The 26,573-nt window shown below is 47.3% G+C and carries 21 protein-coding genes, 1 tRNA gene, 3 pseudogenes and 1 riboswitch; of the genes and pseudogenes, 5 read left to right on the plus strand and 20 right to left on the minus strand.

Annotated features, from left to right (window positions below; translation table 11 throughout):
• The first annotated feature begins 231 nt into the window (after positions 1 to 231).
• Positions 232 to 858, plus strand: coding sequence for a 2-polyprenyl-3-methyl-6-methoxy-1,4-benzoquinone monooxygenase (gene coq7 / locus AAKU64_RS17945; RefSeq protein ID WP_354333407.1), 627 nt, complete (start codon positions 232 to 234; stop codon positions 856 to 858).
• A gap of 83 nt (positions 859 to 941) precedes the next feature.
• Here the strand turns inward: coq7 and AAKU64_RS17950 are convergent, their stop codons facing one another.
• The 8 genes from AAKU64_RS17950 to AAKU64_RS17985 form a co-directional block, all read right to left on the minus strand.
• Positions 942 to 2,219, minus strand: coding sequence for a putative Na+/H+ antiporter (locus AAKU64_RS17950; RefSeq protein WP_354333405.1), 1,278 nt, complete (start codon positions 2,217 to 2,219; stop codon positions 942 to 944).
• 51 nt (positions 2,220 to 2,270) lie between these two features.
• Positions 2,271 to 4,559, minus strand: coding sequence for a UvrD-helicase domain-containing protein (locus tag AAKU64_RS17955; protein WP_354333403.1), 2,289 nt, complete (start codon positions 4,557 to 4,559; stop codon positions 2,271 to 2,273).
• A 338-nt stretch (positions 4,560 to 4,897) separates the two neighbouring features.
• Positions 4,898 to 5,524: a thiamine phosphate synthase gene (thiE, locus tag AAKU64_RS17960; RefSeq protein ID WP_354362598.1), complete on the minus strand. Its 627-nt coding sequence runs from the start codon at positions 5,522 to 5,524 to the stop codon at positions 4,898 to 4,900.
• Between the two features lie 14 nt (positions 5,525 to 5,538).
• Positions 5,539 to 6,444: a bifunctional hydroxymethylpyrimidine kinase/phosphomethylpyrimidine kinase gene (thiD, locus tag AAKU64_RS17965; protein ID WP_354362599.1), complete on the minus strand. Its 906-nt coding sequence runs from the start codon at positions 6,442 to 6,444 to the stop codon at positions 5,539 to 5,541.
• Complete coding sequence (locus AAKU64_RS17970) at positions 6,441 to 7,232, minus strand: thiazole synthase (protein ID WP_354333397.1); 792 nt, start codon at positions 7,230 to 7,232, stop codon at positions 6,441 to 6,443. Before AAKU64_RS17970 ends, thiD begins: the two co-directional genes overlap by 4 nt.
• Positions 7,233 to 7,315: 83 nt before the next feature.
• A complete protein-coding gene (thiS, locus tag AAKU64_RS17975; protein ID WP_354333395.1) occupies positions 7,316 to 7,519 on the minus strand; it encodes a sulfur carrier protein ThiS in 204 nt (67 codons plus the stop codon).
• A 9-nt stretch (positions 7,520 to 7,528) separates the two neighbouring features.
• Positions 7,529 to 9,442, minus strand: coding sequence for a phosphomethylpyrimidine synthase ThiC (gene thiC / locus AAKU64_RS17980; protein WP_354362600.1), 1,914 nt, complete (start codon positions 9,440 to 9,442; stop codon positions 7,529 to 7,531).
• Positions 9,443 to 9,532: 90 nt separating this feature from the next.
• A riboswitch (TPP riboswitch) is annotated at positions 9,533 to 9,636 on the minus strand.
• Between the two features lie 146 nt (positions 9,637 to 9,782).
• Complete coding sequence (locus AAKU64_RS17985; RefSeq protein ID WP_354333391.1) at positions 9,783 to 11,978, minus strand: diguanylate cyclase; 2,196 nt, start codon at positions 11,976 to 11,978, stop codon at positions 9,783 to 9,785.
• A 497-nt stretch (positions 11,979 to 12,475) separates the two neighbouring features.
• Here AAKU64_RS17985 and AAKU64_RS17990 point away from each other — a divergent pair, with 497 nt between their 5' ends.
• Both AAKU64_RS17990 and AAKU64_RS17995 read left to right on the plus strand, forming a co-directional pair.
• Entirely contained in the window at positions 12,476 to 15,301 is a 2,826-nt protein-coding gene (locus AAKU64_RS17990; RefSeq protein WP_354333389.1) for a valine--tRNA ligase, read from the plus strand.
• A gap of 208 nt (positions 15,302 to 15,509) precedes the next feature.
• Positions 15,510 to 15,965 carry a DUF2147 domain-containing protein gene (locus AAKU64_RS17995; RefSeq protein ID WP_354333387.1) on the plus strand — a complete coding sequence of 152 codons (456 nt, stop codon included), beginning with the start codon at positions 15,510 to 15,512 and terminating at the stop codon, positions 15,963 to 15,965.
• 425 nt (positions 15,966 to 16,390) lie between these two features.
• On the opposite strand, the gene AAKU64_RS18000 is transcribed toward AAKU64_RS17995, so the two are convergent.
• The 5 genes from AAKU64_RS18000 to AAKU64_RS18020 form a co-directional block, all read right to left on the minus strand.
• Positions 16,391 to 17,209 carry a DUF3025 domain-containing protein gene (locus AAKU64_RS18000; protein ID WP_354362601.1) on the minus strand — a complete coding sequence of 273 codons (819 nt, stop codon included), beginning with the start codon at positions 17,207 to 17,209 and terminating at the stop codon, positions 16,391 to 16,393.
• Between the two features lie 33 nt (positions 17,210 to 17,242).
• The gene (pyrC, locus tag AAKU64_RS18005) at positions 17,243 to 18,358 is read right to left on the minus strand and encodes a dihydroorotase (RefSeq protein ID WP_354333385.1); all 1,116 of its coding nucleotides are present in this window, start codon (positions 18,356 to 18,358) and stop codon (positions 17,243 to 17,245) included.
• A 233-nt stretch (positions 18,359 to 18,591) separates the two neighbouring features.
• A complete protein-coding gene (locus tag AAKU64_RS18010; RefSeq protein ID WP_354333383.1) occupies positions 18,592 to 19,209 on the minus strand; it encodes a nucleotidyltransferase family protein in 618 nt (205 codons plus the stop codon).
• A gap of 19 nt (positions 19,210 to 19,228) precedes the next feature.
• The gene (locus AAKU64_RS18015; RefSeq protein ID WP_354362602.1) at positions 19,229 to 19,939 is read right to left on the minus strand and encodes a DsbC family protein; all 711 of its coding nucleotides are present in this window, start codon (positions 19,937 to 19,939) and stop codon (positions 19,229 to 19,231) included.
• 56 nt (positions 19,940 to 19,995) lie between these two features.
• Complete coding sequence (locus AAKU64_RS18020) at positions 19,996 to 21,237, minus strand: FAD-dependent monooxygenase (RefSeq protein WP_354333379.1); 1,242 nt, start codon at positions 21,235 to 21,237, stop codon at positions 19,996 to 19,998.
• Positions 21,238 to 21,399: 162 nt separating this feature from the next.
• Between AAKU64_RS18020 and AAKU64_RS18025 the strand changes: the two genes are divergently transcribed.
• Positions 21,400 to 21,475, plus strand: a tRNA-Phe gene (locus AAKU64_RS18025).
• Positions 21,476 to 21,574: 99 nt separating this feature from the next.
• Here the strand turns inward: AAKU64_RS18025 and AAKU64_RS18030 are convergent.
• The 6 genes and pseudogenes from AAKU64_RS18030 to AAKU64_RS18055 all read right to left on the minus strand — a co-directional run bounded on the left by AAKU64_RS18030 (position 21,575) and on the right by AAKU64_RS18055 (position 25,889).
• Complete coding sequence (locus tag AAKU64_RS18030) at positions 21,575 to 22,654, minus strand: tyrosine-type recombinase/integrase (RefSeq protein ID WP_354333377.1); 1,080 nt, start codon at positions 22,652 to 22,654, stop codon at positions 21,575 to 21,577.
• Entirely contained in the window at positions 22,654 to 22,863 is a 210-nt protein-coding gene (locus AAKU64_RS18035; protein ID WP_354333375.1) for a DUF4224 domain-containing protein, read from the minus strand. Before AAKU64_RS18035 ends, AAKU64_RS18030 begins: the two co-directional genes overlap by 1 nt.
• 82 nt (positions 22,864 to 22,945) lie before the next feature.
• A complete protein-coding gene (locus AAKU64_RS18040) occupies positions 22,946 to 23,845 on the minus strand; it encodes a site-specific integrase (RefSeq protein ID WP_354333373.1) in 900 nt (299 codons plus the stop codon).
• Positions 23,842 to 24,135, minus strand: a complete 294-nt coding sequence (locus AAKU64_RS18045) for a hypothetical protein (protein WP_354333371.1) — start codon at positions 24,133 to 24,135, stop codon at positions 23,842 to 23,844. Before AAKU64_RS18045 ends, AAKU64_RS18040 begins: the two co-directional genes overlap by 4 nt.
• A gap of 777 nt (positions 24,136 to 24,912) precedes the next feature.
• Entirely contained in the window at positions 24,913 to 25,188 is a 276-nt protein-coding gene (locus tag AAKU64_RS18050; RefSeq protein WP_354333369.1) for a hypothetical protein, read from the minus strand.
• Positions 25,189 to 25,208: 20 nt separating this feature from the next.
• Positions 25,209 to 25,889: pseudogene (locus AAKU64_RS18055) on the minus strand (AAA family ATPase).
• Positions 25,890 to 25,967: 78 nt separating this feature from the next.
• Between AAKU64_RS18055 and AAKU64_RS18060 the strand changes: the two are divergent.
• Positions 25,968 to 26,225, plus strand: a pseudogene (locus AAKU64_RS18060) (IS3 family transposase); the annotation flags it as partial.
• Between the two features lie 164 nt (positions 26,226 to 26,389).
• On the opposite strand, the pseudogene AAKU64_RS18065 reads toward AAKU64_RS18060, so the two are convergent.
• A pseudogene (locus AAKU64_RS18065) lies at positions 26,390 to 26,500 on the minus strand (IS110 family transposase); the annotation flags it as partial.
• Positions 26,501 to 26,573 lie beyond the last annotated feature (73 nt).

Genomic DNA, 26,573 nt, shown 5'->3' on the forward strand with positions numbered 1-26,573 from the left:
TTTCATCTTGCCAGAAATGGCCGCTCCTTTCTCATCTATTTTGCGCTTCTCGCAATAAAATTACTCTCCGGTGTTTCGTTTTGCAAGAACCTCATATAAAAGACTCAACTTTTAGGTCAATTATGGATCTGTATGTGCAAAGCACAATACAAAGCAGAGGTTTACAATACGCATCAACAAATAAAAATAACTAGATTAAAAAAGACGTATTGAACAAAAAAGGCGAAGCACATGTTGGATATAGACAAATTTATCATCGGTTTCGATCGCGCTCTGCGTGTTGTCAGTGGTCAGGCACATGCTTCACGCGCGCAACCCGGACAAGATTTAGATGACACAGTATTAAGCGAACAAGACTGTAAGCACAGCGTAGGACTAATGCGTGTCAATCATGTGGGTGAGGTATGCGCGCAGGCTTTATATGATGCGCAAGGACGAGTTACACAGTCTAAAGATATCAAACAGGCATTCACTCATTCTGGCAAAGAGGAAGAAGACCATCTGGCCTGGACTGCACAAAGGCTGGCTGACTTAAACTCACACACCAGTTTTCTAAATCCGGTTTGGTACGCCGGTGCCTATGCCTGCGGCACGATTGCTGCCCATTGTGGCGATGCAATTAGCTTGGGGTTTGTGGTGGAGACAGAGAAGCAGGTCGAAGCGCATTTGGCAAGTCATCTGGACAAGCTTCCATCCGATGATAAAAAATCAAAAGCCATCGTAGAACAAATGCGTCTGGACGAAATTGCCCACGGTGCGGCGGCTAACGCGCTTGGGGCTTCTGCGCTGCCGCTACCGTTCCAGTTCTTAATGAAGGGTATGTCTAAGGTCATGACAACGACTGCATACTATCTGTGATGATTCGTGACTACTTGTGATGTTTAAATATCGGCGACGTTACTCATAAAATGAACAAAACGTTGCCTTAATATTCTAAAAAATCACAACATCAAAAAACAAGCAGCCGCCACTGCGGTTGGTATCAGAGCAGAGATCATCAGGCCTAGCGGGCTAATTGCCTGCTCATCAAAACACTCCTTCAAAATCGCAAACCCGGCTGGATTAGGCGCATTAGCAATCACAGTCAGACCGCCACCCGTCACTGCACCGGCGACTAGCGCATATTTAGCACCATCAGATAAGCCAGATACCAACGACCCCAAATAAGTCAGCGCCGCATTATCAGTAATCGCCGTTAAACCCATAGAGCCAAAAAATAAAACGGTGGAATCCATACCCGCCAGTATCGGTTGCAACCACCATTGCTGCTTTCCACCCAATACAACCAAACCAGCTAAAAAGAATGCCACGAGTAAACCCTCGCGCAGCATCAGCTTGTCCTGATAACGTTGATATGCCTCAGTAAAGCCCAAGAAAAACAAAAACAATCCCATAAAGACCGCAGGATAATGCGCAAACACAACGGTCGCGCCTAAAAATAAATAATGAACCAATACAACAGCAAATGGTACAGGCGCATGAGTGGCATTGGTAGATGCATTACCAACCACCGCAAGCTTAATCGCCATCAATTGTTTGCGAAAAACCATCGTTATGATGAGCGCATTAATCAACACAGCAATCGCCGCTTTCCAACCAAATACGCTAGACATAAAACTGATATCCCAACCCCATTTTTCTGCCACCATTAATACTGGCGGTGCAGCGAAAGGAGTCAACACACCGCCAATAGAAATATTCACAAACAAAACACCCAGCGTCGCGTACTTTAACTTTTGAGAAATATCTTTCGTATAAAAACGGTCACGCAACATTAAGGCCGCCAAGGTCATAGCAGCAGGCTCAGTGATCAGAGAACCCAGCAAAGGCACCAGACTCAAGCATAAAAAATAAGCGCTAACGGCTGGATTCACCGGCAGTATCGCCGCGATACGGCTGACTAAGTTCTGCACCGATTGCAAAATAGGTTTTGTCCCTGCAATCGTCAGTATCACGAAGACAAATAGCGGCTCAGTAAAATTTTGGCTTTCTAAATAACTGATGGCTGCTTTCTGATGATCCAGTACAGCAATACAGCCAACCAACACCAACGCCCAAAAACCAAAGACAACTTCTACTTCACCCAGCAAATGCCATAAACCAGCATGATTTTTACTCGTGTGAGCCAGATGTAAAAAATGCTTGGTAGAGAATGTATGTAACACCGCCAATCCAAAAATCGCCGCGCCTACATAGTTAATTAATTGCGTGTTATCCATATTTAATTAAGCTTTTTAAATGTATTCGGGTTGATAGAGCAAAGTCGTTTTTTACACTTTATCCAATTTCGCGATACTCAAGTCCAGCAACTTCATGCCTTGCCGTCCAAAATTGATATGCGCCCTGGCATTACTGCCGCCACCTTCAATATTCACAATCACGCCCTCGCCAAACTTGGCATGCATCACCGTTTCGCCGATGCGCCAGCCGAGCTTGCTGCTAGTTTTATTAAAATTCTGTGCAATATGATTTGCCCCTGCTGATGGTTCTTCATCCCAGGCAGACTTTTTATTACCAAACCAGCTTGGCTGGATTTTTGGCGACAGCCATTTGATCGATTCTTCTGGCATCTCATCAAAAAATCGTGAGCGCATGTTGTAGCGTGTCTGTCCATGCAGCATGCGGGTCTGCGAGAAGCTAACATACAGGCGCTTGCGTGCCCGCGTGATCGCGACATACATCAGACGCCGTTCTTCTTCAACGCCAGAATCTTCCTTCGCGCTATTCTCATGCGGGAACAAACCCTCTTCTAAACCAGTGATGAAGACTGCATCAAATTCTAAACCTTTAGCAGAATGTACCGTCATCAGTTGCAAAGCATCTTGTCCCACCTGCGCCTGATTGTCGCCCGCCTCCAAAGACGCATGCGATAAAAATGCTGACAACGGCGACATCACTGTGGGCAAGGCAGCGTCTGCATCAATAATCTCGACCCCATCGGCAATCGTAACCAAGCCGACCGCCGCTTGAGACGCAGGCCCTAACAAAGCCGGGGCATCCGAACCAAAACCCTCTTCGGAAATAAACAGCGTCGCCGCATTGACTAACTGCTCCAAGTTTTCGATACGGTCAGCGCCTTCTTTCTCGTTCTGATAATGCGTCATCAGACTACTCAAATCGAGGACAATTTTGACCATTTCTGGCAAAGGCAAACGCTGGGTTTCAAAACGAGCGCCCTCAATCAATTTTACAAAATTGCCCAGCGATGTGCCAGCTTTGCCAGCGACATAAGGTACCGCCGCGTATAGCGAAATGCCATATTGTTTGGCTGAATCTTGCAGCTGTTCTAAGGAGCGTGCGCCAATCCCGCGCGCCGGGAAATTGACTACACGCAAAAAAGCAGAATCATTGTGCGGGTTATCCATCAACTGCAAATACGCAATCGCATGCTTAATCTCGGCACGCTCAAAATAGCGCTGACCGCCATACACTTTGTACGGCAAATTCGCTGTGAACAAAGCATGTTCAATTACTCGTGATTGCGCATTGGAGCGATACAGGATCGCGATTTCGCTACGCAACGAACCTTCTCTTATCAGGTTCTTGGCTTCCTCAATAATCCATTGCGCTTCCTGGATATCGCTGCTGGCTTCATATATGCGCACAGGTTCGCCATGACCTGCGTCGGTACGCAAATTTTTACCAAGGCGCTTGCTGTTATTGGCGATCAGGGTATTTGCCGTATCCAGAATATGGCCATGCGAGCGATAATTCTGCTCCAGCTTAATAATATTTTCGACTTTAAATTCTTGCTCAAACGAGGACATATTGCCGACGTTGGCACCGCGGAAGGCATAGATACTTTGATCATCGTCGCCGACTGCAAACACGGCGCCGCTGTGTTGATTGCCTTGCCCCGACATCAGCTTTAACCATTTATATTGTAGGTCATTGGTATCCTGAAACTCGTCAACCAAGATATGTTTAAAGCGAGCTTGATAATGCTCACGCAGAGGCTGATTGCGGCTAAGCAGCTCATAAGTACGCAATAATAATTCTGCAAAATCGACGACGCCCTCACGCTGACATTGCGCATCATAGAGCTCATATAACGCCACCATTTTGCGGTTGAAATCATCATAAGCATCCACCGCTGCGGCCCGCAAACCCTGATCTTTTGCGCTATTAATAAAGTACATCAAGGTACGCGGCGGGAACTTCTCATCGTCAACGTTGTTCGCTTTCAGCAAACGCTTGATAAACGAGAGCTGGTCCGATGAATCCAGAATCTGAAACGTCTGCGGCAAGCTGGCATCACGATGATGGGCGCGCAGCAAGCGATTGCATAAGCCGTGGAAAGTACCTATCCACAAGCCGCGCGTATTGATCGGCAACATCGCCGACAAGCGCAACAACATTTCTTTGGAGGCTTTATTGGTGAACGTGACTGCCAGAATCCCTTGCGGTGATACTTGTCCGGTTTGGATTAACCAGGCAATCCGGGTGGTCAGGACGCGAGTTTTACCAGAGCCAGCGCCCGCTAAAATCAGAGCCGATTGAGAAGGTAAAGTGACAGCGGCGAGCTGTTCTGGATTCAGATTATGGAGAAGATTTTGCATCCCATGATTATACGGGAGTAACACGCTGGCGAACTTCTAAAAACCCTCACTACCAAAGAGCATCAAAAGCCTCAAGCACATTGTATTGCTGCACAACATAGCCGCGCCAGCGTATTGCTATGTCGACGTATTGCTACGTCCAAGTAATCAATCCTGCTTAGCGCTGTATCTCGATTAAATGGCTTTTAGAAGCTCGCCCTGATAATCACCTAAAAGAACTCCTATACATCGATCAACATCGGTAAATTGCATATACTCCCCATTATTTTTATTAAAATAAGCTTATTGTCCAATGATTCTATGGACAATCTAAACATACCTACCAGGAGTATATTTATTCAGAAGAGAGCAGCAAATGCCTTTGCAGCGGCTTTTGGGTCGTCTGACAGATAAATGCTGCTGATCGCTGCGACCATGTTGGCTCCCGCCTGCACCAGCGGTCTGGCGTTGTCCACCGTCATCCCGCCGATTACCACGTTGGGCAAAGCAACTGTGGTGTTAGCTTCAGCGATGATGCTAGCGGGCGTGGTCACCGGATATTGTTTCACCCGCGATGGGTAAAAACCGCCAAACGCCACGTAGCTTGCGCCTGCTTGTTGTGCTGCATGTGCGAGGTGCAAATCGCCATAGCAAGAAGCACCCACGATTTTATCTGCGCCAACTTGCGCGCGTACCTCTGCCACGCTGGCATCGGTGCCACCAACGTGTATTCCATCCGCATCCAAGGCAAGGCACAACTCAATATGGTCGTTAATGATGAAGGGAATGGCGTAACGCTGACACAGACTTTGCAAAGCACAAGCTTGTTGCATGCGTAACTTGATATCCGCAAATTTATGCCGGTATTGCAGCAACTTAGCGCCACCTTGTATGGCTTGTTCGCTAATGGCAAGCAGCCGGGCAGTATCATCCCAATCGGGCGTTACCAGATATAAACCTGCGAACTGAGATGGAAGAGTCGGCATTTTTTCTTTCTATTTTAGATACGACAAGGAATCAATTGCCCCGGTGCGATCGCATACGCTTGCGCCAGACTGTCTTGGGTGTAGCGCTGCGCATTCTCTAATGCTTCTGCCATTGGTGCGCCTGCAGCGAGTTGCCCCGCAATCGCGGATGCCAGCGTGCAGCCACTTCCGTGGTAGCTGGCAGGCAATCGATCCCATTGCCATTGCTGATGATGTCCATCGGCGAACCAATGATTGTTAACTTGCGTCCCGGTACCATGACCACCTTTGATGAATACATCACGGCAAGCAAATTGCAATAGTTGCCGCGCTTGTTGGACTAGGTCGCCAGTTGCAGGGCACAGACGCTGCGCTTCCGGCAAGTTGGGTGTGATCAGAGTGGCGACTTTCAATAGCGGCTGGATGACCTGCTCCGGCGCATCGCCTAGCAACAAGGTGTCGCCATGCCCGCTGGCCAAAACTGGGTCTAACACGACTGGAATATCTGACATGCCCGGCCGACTTTGTACGATTTCAGCCACCAACTCTGCGATACATTCTGCATTAACACGATGCGCGACAATCCCAATTTTGATAGCCGCAATTTTGCATTGCTTGAGCAAAACTCGGACTTGATGCCGGATAATGTCCGCATTGACCGCATGCACCGCAAATACACGGTCGTTGTCTTGCACGGTCAAGGCGGTGATGATCGTCAAGGCATGTGCGGCCTGCGCTGCAATCGCTTCGCTATCAGCCTGTATGCCAGCGCCACCACTGGGATCGTGTCCGGCAAAAACTAGTACGCAAGGTCGCTGTCTTGTTTTCGGACTGGTAGCAACATTGTCGGATTGATTGGCAGATTTATTCTCCAATGAATTTTTTATCATCTTCACTAATGCCACTGATGCCACCGATGCCACCGATGCCACCGATGTCATACCACCCGACCTGCCAACGGCGAGGATGCCGAGGCTACAAATTTTTTCGGAATACGTCCTGCCAAAAATGCCTCACGTCCCGCCTCCACGGCCAAGCCCATCGCACGGGCCATCCGGACTGGATCATGCGCACCAGCAATCGCCGTGTTCATCAAGACACCATCGCAACCCAACTCCATGGCAATCGCAGCATCAGAGGCGGTACCAACGCCAGCATCAACCAACACCGGCACAGTAGCTTGCTGAATAATCAGCGATAAATTCCAGGGATTGAGTATCCCCATACCCGACCCAATCAAGGATGCTAAAGGCATGATCGCAACACAACCGATGTCTTCTAACATCTTTGCCTGAATCGGATCATCGCTGCAATACACCATCACATCAAAGCCGTCTTTGACCAAGATTTGGGCCGCTTTCAAGGTTTCTGGCATATTGGGAAATAAGGTCTTTTCATCTCCCAATACCTCCAGCTTGCACAGCTTGTGGCCACCCAATAATTCACGTCCCAATTGCAAGGTGTACACCGCATCTTCCGCGTTATAACAACCGGCAGAATTTGGCAAGATCGTGTATTTACTCGGTGGCACCGCATCCAATAAGCTAGGTGCATTAGGATCTTGCCCGATGTTGACCCGACGGATGGCTACCGTAATGATCTCCGCGCCACTGGCCTCAGTCGCCAGCCGTGTCTGCTCTAAATCTTTGTACTTGCCGCTACCAACTAGCAAACGCGAACGGTAAGTTTTGCCAGCGATGATCAGACTGGGTGTGTGTTCTTTTTGCATAAAAATTCCTTTTCGTGAATTTCATCTATTTTTTAGGGGCGCACCTCGCGCACTGAACTGGACGAAGAAAATGAGGTATCACATCAACCGCCGCCGATGGCACGCACCACATCGACCTTGTCTTGCAGCTGCAAGTAATGGCTAGTCCATTCCGTGCGAGCGACAATCTGGCGGTTCACGGCGACAGCAATCGCCTGCCCCGACAAGTTCAGCGTCACGATCAATTCCTCCAGCGTTTTTTCCTCACTGAGCTGATAGGGTTCACCATTCAATACGATATGAGTCATGGCAAGGGCTTATTGTTTTCTGTAGATTTCTGCACCGGACTTAACGAACTCAATTGCCTTCACTTCCATCCCTTGTTTCAACGCAGCGATCTCGGTAATACCTTGTTTGGCGGCGTAATCGCGAACTTCTTGCGTGATCTTCATTGAGCAAAAATGGGGACCGCACATTGAACAGAAATGGGCGACTTTGGCAGAATCCTTAGGTAGCGTCTCATCATGGAATTCACGCGCCTTATCGGGATCAAGTCCGATATTGAACTGATCATCCCAACGGAATTCAAAGCGGGCTTTAGACAAAGCGTTATCGCGGATTTGCGCACCCGGATGTCCCTTCGCCAGATCGGCTGCATGAGCGGCAATTTTGTAAGTAATGATGCCGTCTTTGACGTCGACTTTATTCGGCAAACCCAAGTGTTCTTTTGGCGTGACGTAGCACAGCATCGCCGTACCATACCAGCCAATTTGTGCGGCACCGATACCAGAAGTGATGTGATCGTAACCCGGTGCAATGTCGGTCGTGAGTGGTCCCAGCGTATAAAAAGGCGCTTCGTGACATTGCTCTAACTGCAAATCCATATTCTCTTTGATGAGATGCATAGGCACATGACCAGGGCCTTCGATCATGACTTGCACATCATGCTTCCAAGCGATAGTGGTCAGCTCACCCAGAGTTTTTAATTCGCCTAATTGCGCTTCATCATTGGCATCGTAAATCGAGCCTGGGCGCAGGCCGTCACCCAGACTAAATGACACGTCATAGGCTTTCATGATCTCGCAGATGTCTTCAAAATGCTCATACAAGAAGCTCTCTTTATGATGCGCCAGACACCATTTCGCCATGATCGATCCGCCGCGAGAAACGATACCGGTCATCCGTTTTGCCGTCATCGGCACATATTGCAAACGCACGCCTGCATGAATGGTGAAGTAATCCACGCCCTGCTCCGCCTGCTCGATCAATGTGTCGCGGAAAATCTCCCAAGTCAGATCTTCGGCCTTGCCATTGACCTTCTCCAAAGCCTGATAAATCGGGACGGTACCGATTGGTACCGGTGAGTTGCGGATGATCCATTCCCGCGTCTCATGTATGTGTTTGCCAGTGGACAAATCCATCACGTTGTCGCCACCCCAGCGAATTGCCCATGTCATTTTTTCGACTTCTTCACCAATGCTGGAAGTCACTGCAGAGTTGCCGATATTGGCATTAATTTTGACTAAAAAATTACGCCCGATAATCATAGGCTCAACTTCTGGATGATTGATGTTGGCGGGAATAATGGCGCGGCCACGAGCAATTTCTGAACGCACAAATTCTGGTGTAATCAGATCCGGGATTGACGCACCGAAAGATTGCCCCGGATGCTGACGACCCATGACCTCAGCCAGTTTGTTACCCATAGGGCCAGAGGCTTTCAGATTAGCGAGATATTCCTGACGTTGTAGATTCTCGCGGATCGCAATGTACTCCATCTCGGGCGTGATGATGCCCAGTCTTGCGTAGTGCATCTGAGTGACATTTTTTCCGGCTAAAGCACGGCGTGGCTTACGCTTGAGATTAAAACGCAGCTCTGCCAGCTTAGGATCGTTGAGTCTTTCGATCCCGTAATCGGAGGATGGGCCGGACAACTCTTCCGTGTCATTGCGCTCTGCAATCCATGCACCACGTACCGAGGCAAGGCCGGATCGGATGTCGATTTTGACCTCTGGGTCAGAGTAAGGTCCTGAGGTGTCATAGACATAAATCGGTGGGTTTTTTTCGGAACCAAACATCGCTGGCGTATCGGACTGACTGATCTGGCGCATAGGCACACGAATATCAGGACGACTGCCTTGAATGTAAATTTTGCGGGAATTTGGTAACGGCTGGATTGCGGCTTGATCGACTACTGCGGTAGCGGATAGAAATTGTGGATTGGCGTTCATTTTTGCTCCCATTAACGTGCACATTGTTGGTGGCAGCGTGGGAGGCTTGAGGTGCGCACGGTGAAGATGATGAGGGTTTGAGTAGCCCCGTGCGGCACTAATTTGCTTCCCTTCGCTGGCATTATCCAGATCAGGTTCAAGGGTATTTCTCACCCGTCAGCGTGTTATTGCTGGCAGGACCCCTAGCATTTCTCTTATTCAGTTGCGTGTGTTCAGTTACGTTTATTCAGATACTAGTTGCGATACTTGTTTAAAAAATTATTGCATCTTGTAGCTTCAAAAGCATCTCAAAAACTAGCCGCATTATAACGACTTTCTGTTAACAGATCGTTTGATTTTTTTAATTCGTATTGATTTCTTTGCGCTTTACCGGCCCGATGACTTCGATTAATTCCACCATATTAGCGCTGATCGCCGCGGACAAATCATGATCCAGAATCGGCATTGCCTGTTCGTGCGGCACCAGCAAACGTGCCAGTCCATATGCGCGATTGCGCCCGTGCGCTTTGCCCAGATATAAAGCCATATCCGCCATTTGCATGGCTTTTTCCCAGCTACAAACTTCTTCTGGAATGCCTGAAAATGGCAATGAAATAAAGCCCGCCGTAACGGTAAGAGGGATGGCATTCTCACCAACCTGAATCGGATTTTCGCCAATAGAAGACAGCACGCGCTCGACTAATTTTTTCAATTGAGCAGGATTGGATTTAGGTGAATAAATCAAAAATTCTTCACCACCCCAACGCAATACCATATCCGTATCGCGCACCGTTTTTTTCAAGCGATGGGCAACTTCCATCAATACACTGTCGCCGATCGCATGACCCCAAGTATCATTAATTTGTTTGAAATGATCGATGTCCAATAAGAGCAGACAATCGGGATTATCACTGTCGTTTTCGCGCCGCTCTCTCTCACTATTAAGAGCCCGATTTCTCATCATCTCTAAAAACGAGCGACGGTTATAGAGTCCGGTCAAAGGATCACGCACTGCATGGAACTCTAATTGCAAATTCGCTTCGACCAATTTTGCATTCGTTTTTCTGACGCGGCGGTACAACAAGAAAATAAATACTCCAGCCATCACCGTCAACATGGCACCGAGCAAGGTGATGACTTGTTGCAGCCGACGATTTTTTATATCGGCATCTTTTAACTGGTTATCACGGCCTAATAATTCGATCTGCTTTTGCCGCTTATCGGCATTAAATGTCTCTTGCAAAGTGGCGACAGCCTTGGCACTTTCTGCTTTGAATAAATCATCGCTCAGCGTCTCTTTCTTATGCATGGTCGCTACTGCTTCTTTGTACATACCAGCGTGCTCATACATGAGGCCAAGCTCGCCCAAAATACCCTCCACATTGGTTTTGGAATCGATACTTTCAAAGTAGGCGATCACGCTATTTATTTTTTCTGCGCCTTGTGCAATCTTGCCTTGTCCACCGAGTGCAAACCCCCAGTTGACATTAGCCAGCTGCTTTAAATACTCATCGTGAATTGCATCGGCTTTTTCATAGGCGATCTTGGCAGTATGCTCAGCCTCAACAAAATTATGCATGATCAGATATTGATCGGCGATATTACCGAGGGCGCTAATTTCTACCGCTGGGATGCCAGCATCACGCGCGATATTGAGTGTCTTTTGAAAAGAACTGAGCGCATCTTTGTTGCGGTCTAACTGAGCATAAGCAACACCCTGCACCATGGTCAGAGAGGCTAAACTTTTCAGATCGGTGGTTGCTGAAGAAATCGCCAAGGCTTCATCTACAGTCGCCAGCGCCTTCTCTGGATTTTTCATCGTGGTGTACAGGCGACTGATCGAGTCCAGGTGATACAACCTGGCATGCGCTTGCCGGCGTGGTTGCAGATCCGTGAGTTTAAGTGCATCCAGATAATAAGACAGTGCAAGTTCAAACCGTCCGGTCGATGCATACACCGCGCCAAACGCACTGCTGATACGCATTTTTAGCTCCGGATCGGACGAAGCTTTAATTGCATCCTGAACCTCGGTCAGCTTGGCAATACTTTGCTCGGGATGTCCATCATCAATCTCATCAAACGCCTGATTGACCTTGGCAAAATTAATAGAACGCTGATCACCCTCTTTGACTGCCAAAGCCATTAAGGCTGCATTCACCTTTTTCGCGGAACTCGCCTTACCAGCGTCGTACAGCAAGCCAATCATCAGTTTGAGCGCTTTTAATTTGACTTGATAACTGGCATCGGCCGGGAGTTTTTCTTGAAAGCTTTGCAACTGCTTTAATGCATTGGCATTGTCGGTATCACCAAGAATCTGAATCTGATCAATCTGCGCCAAATCTGCAGCCTCATCAGCGCGTGCGGACGCCGCTGTCAGGCCAAGAGCCAGCAACAGAACAACGGCGCGGGAACAATGCAGTATCAGTTTATTGTCAAACATACGCTCATACAGAAATGCTTCTTCGTTATTAGGAACTTCTAAAAATGAGGATATAGCTTTGCTTGCGGACGGCAACTGGCTCTGACGAACCAATTTGATTTTTAAAATCAATGACATGCTAGCATTTTAATTGACGCTTTCTTCGGCATTCTGAGCGAATACCCATGCTGCGATGCAAGCAGACCACAAAGCATGATTGCGGACGGATTTGACTACGGTCGCAGGCTTGATCCAGTTAAGATATTAATATACTCAGGAGATGTATATTTAGACTGTCCATATAAAGTCTAGACAAATCGCTATTTTCCATAAAAATAATGGGGAGTATATTAAAAATCAAGCTAAATTAAGCTGATGTCAATACAAAAAATCCCGCTACTCTGGTACTTATAAGGCATTCCATCAGTACATCCCACACTTTATTAACCCTAATCTAAAGCTAACTGGTAGCCAGCGATTGTCTGCTTCAATCCAAGCGCATTTAGCGGGCAAAAAAAGAATATCCGAAATCGAGCCGATTTTATGCAGCATATCTTATGCAGCATATTTTAGATTTGATACGGCTGTCCCTTATAATCAAGGATTGAGCAAACCAACCAAACCTAGATCACATCATGGAATTAGCCAAGTCATTTGAGCCCGCCGACATCGAAGCATTTTGGCGCACAGAGTGGGAAAAGCGCGGATATTTCGCCGCCAGCACCGACGCCAGCAAACCCTCTTTCAGCATCCAGCTGCCGCCGCCTAACGTCACCGGCACACTGCACATGGGACATGCATTCAATCAAACGATTATGGATGGACTGACGCGTTACTACCGTATGCGCGGCCACAACACGGCCTGGATACCAGGCACCGACCACGCCGGTATCGCGACCCAAATCGTGGTGGAACGCCAGCTCGATGCACAAAAAATTTCACGTCATGATTTAGGGCGTGAAAAATTTTTAGAAAAAGTCTGGGAGTGGAAAGAAAAATCCGGCTCCACCATCACCGGCCAAATGCGCCGCATGGGTGCTTCCGCCGATTGGCAACGCGAATACTTCACGATGGATGCACCGCGCTCCAAAGTCGTCACTGAAGTATTTGTCAAACTGGTAGAACAGGGTCTGATCTATCGTGGTAAGCGTCTGGTCAACTGGGACCCGGTGTTGGGTACTGCTGTGTCCGATCTGGAAGTTGTGTCGGAAGAAGAAGACGGCTTTATGTGGCATATCCGCTATCCGTTTGCGGATGGCAGTGGTCATTTGACGGTAGCGACTACGCGTCCAGAAACCTTGCTGGGCGACGTTGCAGTCGCGGTTGATCCCACGGATGAGCGGTATATCCATTTGGTCGGCAAAATGTTAAAACTGCCACTAACGGATAGAGAAATTCCCGTTATCGCCGACGAGTATGTTGATAAAGAGTTTGGCACAGGCTGCGTGAAGATCACGCCTGCGCATGACTTTAACGATTATGCGGTTGGTCAGCGTCACAAACTGGAATTGATCAGCGTACTTACACTAGATGCAAAAATCAACGAGAACGGATCAGCGCCTTATCAAGGCATGGATAGATTTGTCGCCCGCAAACAAATCGTCGCCGACCTCGACGCGCAAGGCTTATTAGAATCCGTTAAACCGCACAAACTAATGGTGCCGCGTGGCGACCGGACCAATGTCGTGATCGAGCCGATGCTGACCGACCAGTGGTTTATGGCGATGAGCAAAGCCGCACCAGAAGGCACGCATTTCCCGGGCAAATCCATCGCCGAAGTCGCGCTAGAAAAAGTTGCGAATGGTGAAATCAAGTTTGTACCGGAAAACTGGAGCACGACTTACAACCAATGGCTGAACAACATCCAGGACTGGTGTATCTCACGTCAGCTCTGGTGGGGTCATCAAATACCAGCGTGGTACGGTGACAATGGCGAAATCTTCGTGGCACGTAATGACGAAGAGGCCAAAGCCAAAGCAGATGCGGCTGGTTACACTGGCGCGTTAAAGCGTGATGACGACGTATTGGACACTTGGTTCTCCTCTGCGCTGGTGCCGTTTTCCACCATGGGCTGGCCGGAAGAAACTAAAGACATGGAAATGTTCTTGCCATCGTCGGTGTTGGTGACTGGCTTTGACATTATCTTTTTCTGGGTAGCGCGCATGGTCATGATGACGGCGCACTTCACCGGGAAGGTGCCTTTCCACACGGTCTATGTACATGGTCTGGTGCGGGATTCTAGCGGCCAGAAGATGTCCAAATCCAAAGGCAATACGCTCGATCCGATTGATTTGATCGATGGCATCAGCGTGGATGATCTGGTCGCTAAACGCACGATTGGCTTGATGAATCCTAAGCAGGCAACCGCGATTGAAAAAGCCACGCGCAAAGAGTTTGCCGATGGTGTTCCGGCGTATGGCACAGACGCCTTGCGCTTTACGATGGCGAGCTATGCATCACTTGGTCGCAATATTAATTTCGACCTCGGTCGCTGCGAAGGCTATCGTAATTTTTGCAATAAATTGTGGAACGCAACCCGCTTTGTGCTGATGAATACCGAGGGTCATGATTGCGGTTTTGCCGCTACGGTGACGGACGCAGATCTGGATTATTCGCCAGCGGATAAATGGATCATCTCCACTTTGCAACACGCCGAGGCCGAAATAGAAAAAGGCTTTACGGACTATCGCTTCGACAATATTGCCTCGGCCATTTATAAGTTTGTATGGGATGAATATTGCGACTGGTATCTGGAAGTCGCCAAGGTGCAAGTACAGCAAGGCACACCAGCGCAGCAACGTGCAACCCGTCGCACTTTATTGCGCGTGCTGGAAGTGATACTGCGTCTGGCACATCCGGTGATCCCGTTTGTGACAGAAGCCTTATGGCAAACCGTCGCGCCGCTGGCAGGCAAGACCTTAGATCCAGCTGGCGATTCCATCATGCGCCAGCCTTATCCTTTGGTGAACACCGCCAACATCGACACCGTTGCCGAAGAATGGATGACCGCGCTGAAGTTATTGACCGATGCCTGTCGCAATCTGCGTGGTGAAATGCAATTATCACCGGCGCTGCGTGTGCCACTGCTATTACAAGCAAACGATGCGAAAGAGAAAGCACGTCTGGAATCCTTCGCACCGTATCTGCAAGCGCTGGCAAAGTTGTCCGAGGTACTGGTAGTAGATGCTCTACCAGATTCCCCAGCGCCAACATCGGTCGTTGGCACCTCTAAACTGATGCTAAAAGTTGAAATCGATGTGGCAGCAGAGCGCGAACGTTTAAGCAAAGAAATCGGCAAACTCGATACAGAAATCAGCAAGGCGCAAGCCAAGCTGGGTAACGAAAGTTTTGTTGCACGTGCGCCAGCACAAGTGGTTGAGCAAGAGAAAGAAAGAATGGCCAACTTCTCAGCCACACTAGATAAATTGCGCGAGCAGTTTGCCAAGTTACCGGCAGCCTAAACACTAGGCGATTGTGGTGTTTTCTCTTTATTAAAGTAGATGCTCTAAAAATTAAGTACGTGGCGAAATCAACGCCACGTACAATTTCTGTCAGCAATCTAATAACAAGTTTAGAGCTAAAGCAAAATTGTACCGACTAGATGCTGCAACGCAACTAAGACAGTTTTGAGTCAGTCCTAAAGCTAAAAACTTTAATAACGGAGACACCATGCAAACAAAAAGATTCCTCACCCTGTCGCTGTCTATCTTGATAGCCTCCATCAGTTCATTCGCGCTTGCACAAGAATCGACGCCCGTGGGTCTGTGGAAAAGTATTGATGATCAATCAGGAAAACCCAAAGCACTGATACGCATCGTCGAGAGTGGCGGCGAACTGCAAGGCAAAATAGAAAAACTTTTTCTGGAACCCGGTGCCGACGCCAATCCAAAATGCGACAAGTGTGAGGGCGTCAACAAAGATCAAGCTGTGATCGGCATGACGATTTTGTCGGGTCTAAAAAAAGACGGCGATGAATACACCGGCGGCCGTATCTTAGACCCCGCCAACGGTAAGCTATACCGCAGCAAATTAACCGTGACAGATAACAACAAGAAACTCAATGTGCGCGGCTATATCGGTACACCTTGGTTCGGACGTTCGCAGGTTTGGTTACGGGAGCAATAATTTAGCACTGTGACTCACTGGTCACCGCGACCTGTGAGTCGCTGCAACATTATTTAGTTTTAGTTTTAGTTTTAGTTTTAGTTTTAGTTTTGGTTTTGGTTTTGGTTTTGGTTTTGGTTTTGGTTTTGGTTTTGAATCAGCTTTTGATCTGAATTCCGCTTTGGCGCTGCCATTTGTGCAAGGCAGAAAATGGGAAAAGAAGTGTCCTTGTCTGAGCGAAGCGAGTTGTGGACACTTCCCATTTTTTGCCTTGCACTAACGGGAACCCGAAGGGCAGCGACGGTGCGGTCGCCTTTTTTGGGTTAGCTTTTTTGGCGAAGCAAAAAAGCTAACTAGCCACCGGTCTACCACCGGCCAGCAATCCAAAACAAACGACACGGTTTGCACGCAAAGCAATGTGCATCACTGATTGATGACCGAGTTCTTTATATTTCTGAAGGAGCTAATTGCGGTACCCTCTTAGCCCGAAACACCTGCGTATCAGCATAAAAATCCTCATCCTGCACCACCCACCATCCAGGCAAACCCAACACAGGCAATGGCGTGTAATCAGAGGTAGATAAACTCAAACTAGCCAAGCCCTGCGCAACCAACTGATCCAGAACATCACGCTTAGCATCAGCGTCCAAAGTAAAAAAATCGGGTTCAACCCGCACCACATACGCATGCGCCGTAATGGCTTTATACGGCTGCACCAACTTCTCCATCAGCGCATGACCAAATGCCCATACCTCGGCTTGTTGACCAAACATCGGCCGATAATGAATAAATGCCTGCTGCCACTGATGCGCCCGCAATGCCGCGATTAAACCGTCGCCATCGACAGAATTCTCTACCACTAGCAAGGCAGAATTTTCATCAAAAATCGTGGCGGCATCGCGTGCTGCTCCGCGCGATTTCCCTATGCCGTGTTGGGCAATCTGTGCAGCTTGCAAAGCATTTAATTGCTGTTTTATTTTGGGGAAAGTCAGCCATACCAAGGCATTAAAAAAATCATGCAGATTTTCTCGCGTTGGTACTTGTCCTGTCGTACTGATAAAGGTCTCATATGCGGCGCCATCCGGCAGCGCGTCTTGTGCAACAAAACGGATTGCTTGCTGCCGCTGATTGCGCACATCTTTTTTTTGCGCGCAGGTATTGATATGGCTGCGCCAGTCATCCGACATCAGCAACTCTTGCGCCGCTGGTCTGACTGAGGCATACCAGGCTTGCGTCCAATCGATGCTGGAGAAAAATGTGTTCATGCTTGTGCCTATGTTGATACTCAGCCGCCCTGCTTATGGCTGGGTAGCAAACATCTTCCAGGCTAAGGTTTCACCCGCATTGAGCGGCACGATACTGGTGTCGACAAATGGCAATTCGGTCGGCATGGTCCAGCTCTCACGCTTGAGAGTAATCGTGCCTGTGTTACGCGGCAACTGGTAAAAATCGGGACCATTTAAACTGGCAAAGGCTTCCAGCTGATCCAGCGCACCCACCTGGTCGAAGGCTTGGGCATACAGCTCCATCGCGTGCAAGGCGGTGTAACAACCGGCGCAACCGCAGGCATGCTCTTTTAAACCTTTTGGATGGGGTGCAGAATCCGTACCGAGGAAGAAGCGCGGGCTACCCGATGTGGCCGCTTTGAGTAAAGCAAGGCGATGCGTTTCGCGCTTCAACACAGGCAAGCAATAATAGTGCGGACGAATGCCACCTTTAAAAATCTCATTGCGGTTGTACAGCAAATGATGGGCGGTAATCGTTGCTGCAATCGGACCCTCGGCGCTGGCAACATACTGCGCCGCCTCGCTGGTGGTGATATGTTCAAAAACGACTTTCAGCTCTGGCATGTCGCGGCGTAGCGGAAGCATCACTCGGTCGATGAAAACCGCTTCACGATCAAATAAATCGATTTCTGGATCAGTCACTTCTCCATGCACTAAAAACGGCATGCCGACTTCTTGCATGACTTCCAGCGTTTTATAGCATTTGCTCAGATCGGTGACGCCGGCATCTGAATTGGTGGTGGCACCAGCCGGATACAACTTCACTGCATGGACGAACCCACTATCTTTTGCACGACGGATTTCATCTGGCGGCGTGTTGTTGGTCAGGTACAGCGTCATCAATGGTTCAAAACTCATCCCTGCTGGCAAGGCTGCCAAAATCCGCTCACGGTAACTGCCCGCCTGTTCAGTTGTGGTGACCGGTGGCTTGAGATTAGGCATCACTATCGCACGAGCAAACTGCGCAGCTGTATGCGGCAAGACGCTGGCAAGCGCTGCGCCATCGCGCAAATGCAAGTGCCAGTCGTCAGGCCGCGTGATAGTGAGCTGGGAGGTGAGCCCGGAGGTGAGCTCAGTAGTGAAGTCTTGTGGAGATGTTGGTACAGCTGAAGTGGTTTGAGTAGGCATGGCGGCTCGCTTGTAATCGACGCCGCCATTTTACCTTTTTTGCGCCATTCCACAGCGAATCAAATATACTCCATCTATGTATATTTTAATTGTCCATATAAAGCTTGGACAAGTAGCCCCATTTTTTTAATAATTTAATGGGGAGTATATTGATTTTATGGAAAAATAGCTTCAAGACCTAGCTATATTTCTCCATATATTTATTCAATATTCGAGCCCTACTTACACTGGATTTATATCGGTTTCGCCAAGTCTTCTGGCACATCAATATCATGCAATATGCCAGGATCATCTACCGCGATCTCTGTCACCAGATGTTGCTGCAACAATTTGCGCGCCCCTTGATCGCCGCTTAAAGCTAATAACTGATCTAAATATTTTCTGGAAAATCCGACCGGATTACCGCGTTGACCTTGATAAACCAAGACGCCAATGTCGGCACCAGCTTGCATTGTATGAAGTAATTTTTTGATTGAATCTGGCTTTACATAAGGCATGTCAGCTAGGGCAATGATCCAGCCGGCATAATCTGCACTTTGCTGTAATCCATGTACTAATGACGCAGCCATTCCCTGCTCTGCATTAGGGCATACGGTTAGCATACAGCCAGTTTTTTGTAAGGTAGAAGAGAGTAACTCTAGAGTGTCGGTAGAACTTGTTGCGGAGAGTATCGCTAAGCTATCGGGTAGTACCGCGAGTAAATTGCGGGCACTGTTTTCAGCAACAAGTTGACCGTTGGACGTGAATTGCAAGAGCTTGTTCTGATTGCCAGCGGGATCAAAACGGCTCCCTTTACCGGCAGCGAGCAGCAAGCCACGCCAGTCTTGTTCGTGGCTTGCAGTGCTGGTCATTGTGTGTTTTTTGAGTGGTTTATTTAATACTGGCGAATTTTGCTTCCAGACCTTTAGCATCAACTGCACCAGGGATACGGGTGCCGTCGCTAAAGATAATAGTTGGTGTGCCAGTGACACGCATTTTTTTACCTAGCTCAAGAATTTTTTCATTCGGCGTCATGCAGTTTTCAGCCGCAGCTGGCGCTGCTTTACCATTTAACATCCACTCATCCCACGCCTTGTTGCGATCGGCAGAACACCAGATATTTTTGGATTTGACGCTAGAATCTCCGGACAAAATGTTATACATAAAAGTATAAACCGTCACATTATTCACGCCTTGCAAAGTCTGGCGGAAGCGTTTGCAATAACCACAATTCGGATCTTCAAAGATAGCAATTACACGTTTGCCATCACCTTTTACCATCTTGGCAGCAGATTCCAATGGCAGATCCGAAAACTTCACGCGGCTTAAATCTTCTACCCGCGCTTTGGTGTAATTGTTGGAGGTACGGGCATCTACAACATCACCAAAAAACAAATATTCGGCTTTTTGATCAGTATAAATAATATCGCTACCAATACGTACTTCAAACAAACCTGCATAGGGGGTTTTGGTAACAGAATCTACTTTGGCCCCAGGCCCTAAACGCGGCACAACCAATTTTCTGACTGCTAGCTCGTCCTTGGTTTCTGCAACCGCGAAGGCAATCGGCATTAACAATAAAGCAGCAACTACTTTCTTCATACTTATCTTCATACGTAACATATTGAATATCAATCTATAAAAAAGGCGCACAACAATCAGCGTCCCATTGCGTGAGAAATTAGTTTTCTTTTTAAGACAGGCAAACGATCGAGCAAGTTCAATCCCAAGTTACGCGCAATCCGAAGCGGTGTCACATTGGTAGCAAATAAGCGGGACAAATTGTCCGTCATCAATTGCATCATCAAGACTTCTTCGCGTCGCGCCCGCTGATAACGCCGTAATAAGCGGGCATCACCGCAATCACGAGGCGAATCACGACCGGAATCTGACTGCGTCAATAACTTGAGCAGAGCAGCGACATCACCAAAACCTAAATTCATGCCTTGACCCGCCATCGGATGCACCACGTGAGCAGCATCACCAATCAATGCCAGCCTCGGCGCGATCATAGAATGCGGCCGTACCAAACTTAACGGAAATGCCTTGCAATTTTGCGGCTCAAGCGGTGTTAATTTACCAAGCAGAGAACCACAAAATGGCGCCAACCTATCGGCCAATGCAGCTAAAGGCTCATTTAAAATTTGAGCGGCCAGACTATCAGGAGCGGACCACACAAGCGAAACTCGCTGTCCGGGCAACGGCAACAAGGCAATAATACCAAGTTCTTCTAAAAACCATTGATGTGCAACGTCTCTGTGCGGTTTTTCACAAGCAAAATTAGTAACCACGCCTTGCTGTCCATAGGAACGATAGTCCTGGCCAATTTCCGCTTGCCCGCGCACCCAAGACTGTCCACCATCAGCGCCGATCAGCAGGGAGGTCGTTAAGTGCGTACCATTTTCTAACTCAACAGAGGCAAAGCGTTCAGTCACATCAAGCCGCGAAGCACGACCCACAACCTGCGTTAAATTTTGTGCGAATTTCAAGGCATTATCGAGAGCCTGATTGAGATTTTTATCCTCAACAATCCACGCCAATTCATCAACATGCGCGCCATAAGCATCAAACCCCAGCTTGCCATCCGCAACAGCACTACCACCAAAAATCTGCATTGCATCAACCTGCGCCACACGCTCTTGATCAAGCGCAGCCCAAACTTTTAACCCATCAAGCAAATCATGGGCAACATGATTCAACGCATAAACTCTGACGTCCCAATGATTAATACCATCTGCAGAATCTGATTTTAAAATCGCCTTTGGCGGCACAGAAGATGTAGCCTGAGCGCACAGCAAACTCACCCGCAAGCCCAACTGAGACAAGGCCAAAGCAGCCGCTTTACCAACAGCACCGCTCCCAATAATACATACATCGCTGTGATTTGATTCTATGGACATAGCTGTTTTAGACCTTCCAACCAAGGAAAATAATCGCCCTATTATACGGCAGGCTAAGTTGAGAGCTGATTGACGCAATGAAAGCCAAACCGCCAAAGACAGGCAATATTTTTCATAAAAAGCTTGCGTAATGCCAGACAGGTCACTATAATTCTTCGTCTTGGCCTGGTAGCTCAGTCGGTAGAGCAGAGGATTGAAAATCCTTGTGTCGGTGGTTCGATTCCGCCCCGGGCCACCAAGGAATATGCGGCTCACAGCAATGTGAGCCGTTTTTTTTGCTCCGCAATTCTTGGCTTGCTCCGCAATTTCCATTTCATTCTTCAATTTTCTAAAATTATTACCTTGTCGGATTAACACGATCACCACGTCTTTTTTTAATGTAATGCTCCGTCATTGACAAGTTTTTGTGTCCAAGCTGTTTCTGTGCTGTTCTGATATCCCCACTCGCATCGGCAGTATCTGTTCCGGCCTTCGCACGCAAATCCCTCAGCTGATATCCAGCCACCCGCCCCGCCATTTCGGATTGTCCTCCTAAAATCAATTGCGACACCAACTTTTTCCTTAACCGCCGAAACCGTTGACCAATTGCAGACGCCGTCACTTCCTCGCCTTTTTCATCAACAAGCAGAAAATGATTTTTTGCCTGTGTTTTCTCCCGATGAAGAAGTAACTTATTGGTCAACTCTCCAAGTTCAAATAACTTTCCATTCTCGTCACTCAAGTTCATACGGATCTTCTGCCCGGTTTTACCCTGGACGATTTGAATGATAGAAACGTCTATATGCTGCGGACTCATGGCAAAAATATCTTGCGACCTCTGGCCAGTCAGGTATAGCAACTTCATGAAACTTTTCAAAATTGGGTCTGCATTTTCCATCACAAAAAAGAAAATTTCATCCTCCACATAATTTGACCTTCCTATCTCCTTATGCCCTTTCACGCCAGCACAGGGATTGGGACTGGAAGTCAAGCCCCAACTTCTACAATGATTAAATAACGTACTGAACAAGGCCTTTTCACGATTGGCCTGAATCGGAGCATCACATCTCCATTGCAAATATTGCGCGACATGCTTCGGCTCTATTTCATCCAATGGCGCACTTTCAAAAAATTTCAACAGATTCCTGGAATGACGGACGTAATCTCGCTGAGTATTCGATGCTCTTTTATGTAGCTCATTTTTTGAATATCGCTGCCATGCATCCTGAAGTGTGATTTTTTTTATTTCAAATTCATCAATGTCAGGTTGATAAAGATGTGACCACTTTCGAACCGCCTCAACATAATTGGATCCTAATGGAACTTCATGACGAGGCTTTTTTCCAGTGTCAAAATAGTAGAAAATTTTTCCGCTGCGTTGTTTCCGACGCCGCATCATCGGCGGTAGATCCTTATTAATTTCTCGGACTCTGGCCATCATTTTACCTTCGGTTTCCAGCGTGACTTTTCGATCACGGGTTCGCACTTGGATGAAGGCTCAAAAACAGAGCGCGGTATTTTTGGCACGCCGTGCGCTGACAGATAAAAAATCATCCCGATTCTCGCCAAATGCCGCACCTGCTTTGACTTTGTTTTAAACCCAGTCAAGTCAAATACTTCCTCTTCATTCAAAAAAATAGATTCCATGATTTTTCTCTAAAAAAGTTTATGAGCGAACTCATCGGCATTTCAACTAATGCTAAATCACAAATCGGTTTTAGCAAGGGGGCTAACGCATGTAGGTTAAGGTATTTGTCGTTGAAAAATGCCCAAGTTCCTGGCTCACAATTTTCAAGCCGTCATTCCATGTAAACCCTATTTTTTGCAGATCTATAATTCTGTTTTGCGCGTAAGTGTGTCGAAGTCCATGCCCACCTGTCGACCATCCAAAAATGGAAAAAGAAAGTCGTGAAAATCGTTGAGAAAAACTATGTCCACCAACTATGGAATATCTTTTAATGTAATGGACTCCGCGTTGCGTTTTTTTTATTGGTAATGCGAGGCGGAATTGTTCCAACTCAACTGCAATGTCATTGGGAACGTGAATGCTTCTTTTCAGCCCACCTTTTCCGATAACGACATATCTACTTCCCAGTCCCATTCCTTCAAAACGCTCCGTTAACCATTCTCGTTTATCCTCATAAACCTCACTTGGCAAAGCAATTGTGTCGAGTTCGATCGATCGCAATCCAGCTGCCGCTGCAAGCCGTATCGCAAACGATAATTCGTCAGATGCCACATCTAAAAGGCAATCTATTTGAGACGTTCGGTATGCCCTTGGCACCAACAAAGAGTCTTTTGTACTAACCACATATTCAACTTCAAGATTAAAAACTAACGCCAGAGATTGCCTATAGCCATCAATAGTTTTTTGTACGCAACTGCCTACTCTCGAAGCCAAGAATGTCCCCACAACGTCACTGTCAATGTTTACAAATGGAACGCCACTTTTCTTGCACCAGTCATAAAATATTTTGACGCATCCCATATATTTTTTTTCAGTCAAAATTGAACTGATACAGGGAGTTTTGTCACCAACTAATTTTCTGTTGAAGCGAGAATTTCCATGCTTAACAATTTTTACGACAACAGTTTTTGACTGTTCAGCCGTTGGACGAAAGCTGGTCATGATTGCTCCTCATTTTTTACACGTTGATGTGGCCAGACGTCGTCGTTATGTTTTTTGACAAATCTGTATACTTTTTCAGATGAGACTATTAGCTTGAAATTTTGTTTTATTAGTCGGGCGACCTTTCTTTTTGAGCTACGTTCTGCTCTTGCCCATAATAATATTTGGGCCAAATGTTCAATGAGGTCTCTATCCTTAAAGTCTCTCACTTCTCTTTTATTTTTATCTCGCTCGCAAAGTGCATCGACGTCACGCTGAGCTTCCTCTCGGTTCAATTTTTTTATGCTCATTACTATCTCCAAAGAATCGCTACCCAATAAAAATTTTGTAAGATCAACGATCAAGTTTTTTATTAATCATATGATCGGCGCGCGAAAACATGCGCGACTGGCCCCTTTTCCTCAAGATAATTGAGCGGCACGGACTCATCTGCCAAATGATTTTCAAAAAAAGAGAAATGGAAAAATGACTTCCTACGAAGATAAAAAAAGGGAGATAAATGAGTGAATTTACTGAGAGAAAAAAGCAGAACGTAAAAAATCGATGCTCAAATATTTTTTGAGCACGTTTCTACGATCAGATCTCAAGAAGATATAGCCACGCCCAGCTAGAAAGCACGGCCAGCTACTGATATCCCCAAAAAAAAGGGATGGGAGTACAATTTTTAGTGAATTGCATCCTAGAGTGATGTGTACAACAAAAACTGCAACGATACGACAATGTCGTTTTAAAACAAGAATCCCTCGATGGGGAGGCAAGCTTAACTTAAAAAGTTTTCTTGCTCGATAATGCATTCTAAAATGCAAGTACTACTTCACAACGATTTCATTGTGCCACCTTAAATTCCTAAAAACAATATCCAAAGTGGTTTTTTGCACTAAATATTGAACATATTGGGCGCAGAATTGGGCGGCTGTGTTGGGCGAAACTAGTGCCTTTCTGAAGCTGGTAGCAGCGCCGCATAGGATTGGGAATGGTACAGAGCAGCGTTCCGCAATATTGGATTCGTCTCATATCAAAAAATCTTCATTTTTGTATTTATATATTTGAACTCAGCACTGTCCAGCTCACTCTTTACTCTTTTTTAACTCCACCAAGGACTTGCCAAACACAATTTCCCCCTCCGGCATCTGTGACTGTGCCCGTTCCTTCATCCCCTCAAAATATTCCAGGTCGATTGGCCCCTCGTCCGATTCATAGCGAGGCACGTCCTCTTGATGCACACACTTCGGCCTTCGAGCATCAATGACATTTTTGGTTGCCGGCCCTGCTTTGGCAGTACTGCTTGCAGCATTCGGCTTGGCCTTGGCACGCCGTTTGTTTTCTTGTGTTTTCTTGTTCATCACCATTCCTTCATTTTGATTTAGTCGTTTTCAATCGATCCCAGAATGGTGCTCTTCGCCTCGAGCACATCCTGTGGCGTGACGTTCGCGATTCCGTCTCCACGACTTCGCCCGATCATATGATTTACCGCTTCCTGCAAAATGGCCGCGGCGTCGGCAATGGACACCTCACTACCAATTATGCCGGCAATGCTTTCAGGGTTGGCAACATCCGTAAATGCTGCCTTGCTTTCTTGAAGCCATTGTTGAATGAAATTAGTTAATCCGATTTGATCGGGTAGCGGGAAGAACAATTTTTCTGTGAAATGCCCTCCCCTCAATGCCGCTGGGTCAATATGGTCGGGATGGTTGGTGGCGGCAATATAGACGATGTCCTTAATTTTTCCACCGGCGCCATCCATTGCAGTAAGCAGTTTGTTGGTCACCGATGTCACGTTGGATCCCTTGCGATTGGCAAGGATATCGTCGGCTTAATCGATAAAAATGATACAAGGACGTATATCTCGTGCTTCTTTTAAAATACGATCGATTTCTTTTGCATCGTTCATCAGATCATTGCCGGAGGTACTGAGAAATGCGAAATCAGTCTCCTTTGCAAGGGAACGGGCGGTTTCCGTTTTGCCTGTACCCGGCTGGCCAAACAGAAGTAAGCCTGTTGGAACAGTTCCGCCTAGCCTTTCTACTGCTTCAACGTCTTTCATCCGCGTCGCTGTTGATTTGCATTTAAAACTGACCCACCGGGGGTGCGGACAAAAACTTGGACTACTTGGAGGTAGTTCATGTATTCATACGAAGACCGCATTCGCGCGGTTAGACTCTACGTCAAACTTGGGAAGCGCATCGCGGCGACCATCCAACAGTTGGGCTACCCGACAAAGAATGTCCTGAAGAGCTGGTATCGTGAACTCGAACGATGTTGCGATTTGCCGGAAGGCTATGTGCGCTCGAAGTCGAAGTATTCAAACGATCAGAAAAAGGCGGCTGTTGAGCATTACCTAAGCCACAATCGTTGCATGGCTGGGACCAGTAAGGTGTTGACGATCACCCTAAACTAAGCCACTTTTTAGAATAAATTTCATCCAAAACTGAGCCACGTGATTGAATTGCCTGCTTAACAAATGAGCAGGGAGACATGGAGTGATCACCGTGGGCATGTTAGCCAAAATAAGGCGGATGTATTTCCGCGACAAACTCTCGCCGCCATCTTAGACCGATCTAGTTTCTTTCGAAGCACGGCATTTCCATGCGCATCAACGCCATGAATTTGAAATACATTTTTAGCTAAATCGATTCCAATTGTAGTAATGATCATTTTGGACGCTCCTTTCATTTAGGGGGTGTTGCCGCTCCCATTTTGGCACATCGATGCCGTTTGAAAGAGGGCG

The sequence above is a fragment of the Undibacterium sp. GrIS 1.8 genome, from assembly GCF_040544445.1.
Lineage (GTDB): Bacteria > Pseudomonadota > Gammaproteobacteria > Burkholderiales > Burkholderiaceae_D > Undibacterium.

Bases quoted from the DNA above. Each gene is read 5' to 3' on its own strand.
- thiD (WP_354362599.1), bottom strand. From the start codon at position 6,444: ATGACATCGGTGGCATCGGTGGCATCGGTGGCATCAGTGGCATTAGTG.
- thiS (WP_354333395.1), bottom strand. From the start codon at position 7,519: ATGACTCATATCGTATTGAATGGTGAACCCTATCAGCTCAGTGAGGAA.
- pyrC (WP_354333385.1), bottom strand. From the start codon at position 18,358: ATGCCTACTCAAACCACTTCAGCTGTACCAACATCTCCACAAGACTTC.
- AAKU64_RS18045 (WP_354333371.1), bottom strand. From the start codon at position 24,135: ATGAGCATAAAAAAATTGAACCGAGAGGAAGCTCAGCGTGACGTCGAT.
- coq7 (WP_354333407.1), top strand. From the start codon at position 232: ATGTTGGATATAGACAAATTTATCATCGGTTTCGATCGCGCTCTGCGT.
- AAKU64_RS18040 (WP_354333373.1), bottom strand. From the start codon at position 23,845: ATGACCAGCTTTCGTCCAACGGCTGAACAGTCAAAAACTGTTGTCGTA.
- AAKU64_RS18015 (WP_354362602.1), bottom strand. From the start codon at position 19,939: ATGAAGAAAGTAGTTGCTGCTTTATTGTTAATGCCGATTGCCTTCGCG.
- AAKU64_RS17970 (WP_354333397.1), bottom strand. From the start codon at position 7,232: ATGCAAAAAGAACACACACCCAGTCTGATCATCGCTGGCAAAACTTAC.
- AAKU64_RS17990 (WP_354333389.1), top strand. From the start codon at position 12,476: ATGGAATTAGCCAAGTCATTTGAGCCCGCCGACATCGAAGCATTTTGG.
- thiE (WP_354362598.1), bottom strand. From the start codon at position 5,524: ATGCCGACTCTTCCATCTCAGTTCGCAGGTTTATATCTGGTAACGCCC.
- AAKU64_RS17995 (WP_354333387.1), top strand. From the start codon at position 15,510: ATGCAAACAAAAAGATTCCTCACCCTGTCGCTGTCTATCTTGATAGCC.
- AAKU64_RS18030 (WP_354333377.1), bottom strand. From the start codon at position 22,654: ATGGCCAGAGTCCGAGAAATTAATAAGGATCTACCGCCGATGATGCGG.
- AAKU64_RS17955 (WP_354333403.1), bottom strand. From the start codon at position 4,559: ATGCAAAATCTTCTCCATAATCTGAATCCAGAACAGCTCGCCGCTGTC.
- AAKU64_RS17985 (WP_354333391.1), bottom strand. From the start codon at position 11,978: ATGTCATTGATTTTAAAAATCAAATTGGTTCGTCAGAGCCAGTTGCCG.
- thiC (WP_354362600.1), bottom strand. From the start codon at position 9,442: ATGAACGCCAATCCACAATTTCTATCCGCTACCGCAGTAGTCGATCAA.
- AAKU64_RS18010 (WP_354333383.1), bottom strand. From the start codon at position 19,209: ATGACCAGCACTGCAAGCCACGAACAAGACTGGCGTGGCTTGCTGCTC.
- AAKU64_RS17950 (WP_354333405.1), bottom strand. From the start codon at position 2,219: ATGGATAACACGCAATTAATTAACTATGTAGGCGCGGCGATTTTTGGA.
- AAKU64_RS18050 (WP_354333369.1), bottom strand. From the start codon at position 25,188: ATGAACAAGAAAACACAAGAAAACAAACGGCGTGCCAAGGCCAAGCCG.
- AAKU64_RS18020 (WP_354333379.1), bottom strand. From the start codon at position 21,237: ATGTCCATAGAATCAAATCACAGCGATGTATGTATTATTGGGAGCGGT.
- AAKU64_RS18000 (WP_354362601.1), bottom strand. From the start codon at position 17,209: ATGAACACATTTTTCTCCAGCATCGATTGGACGCAAGCCTGGTATGCC.
- AAKU64_RS18035 (WP_354333375.1), bottom strand. From the start codon at position 22,863: ATGGAATCTATTTTTTTGAATGAAGAGGAAGTATTTGACTTGACTGGG.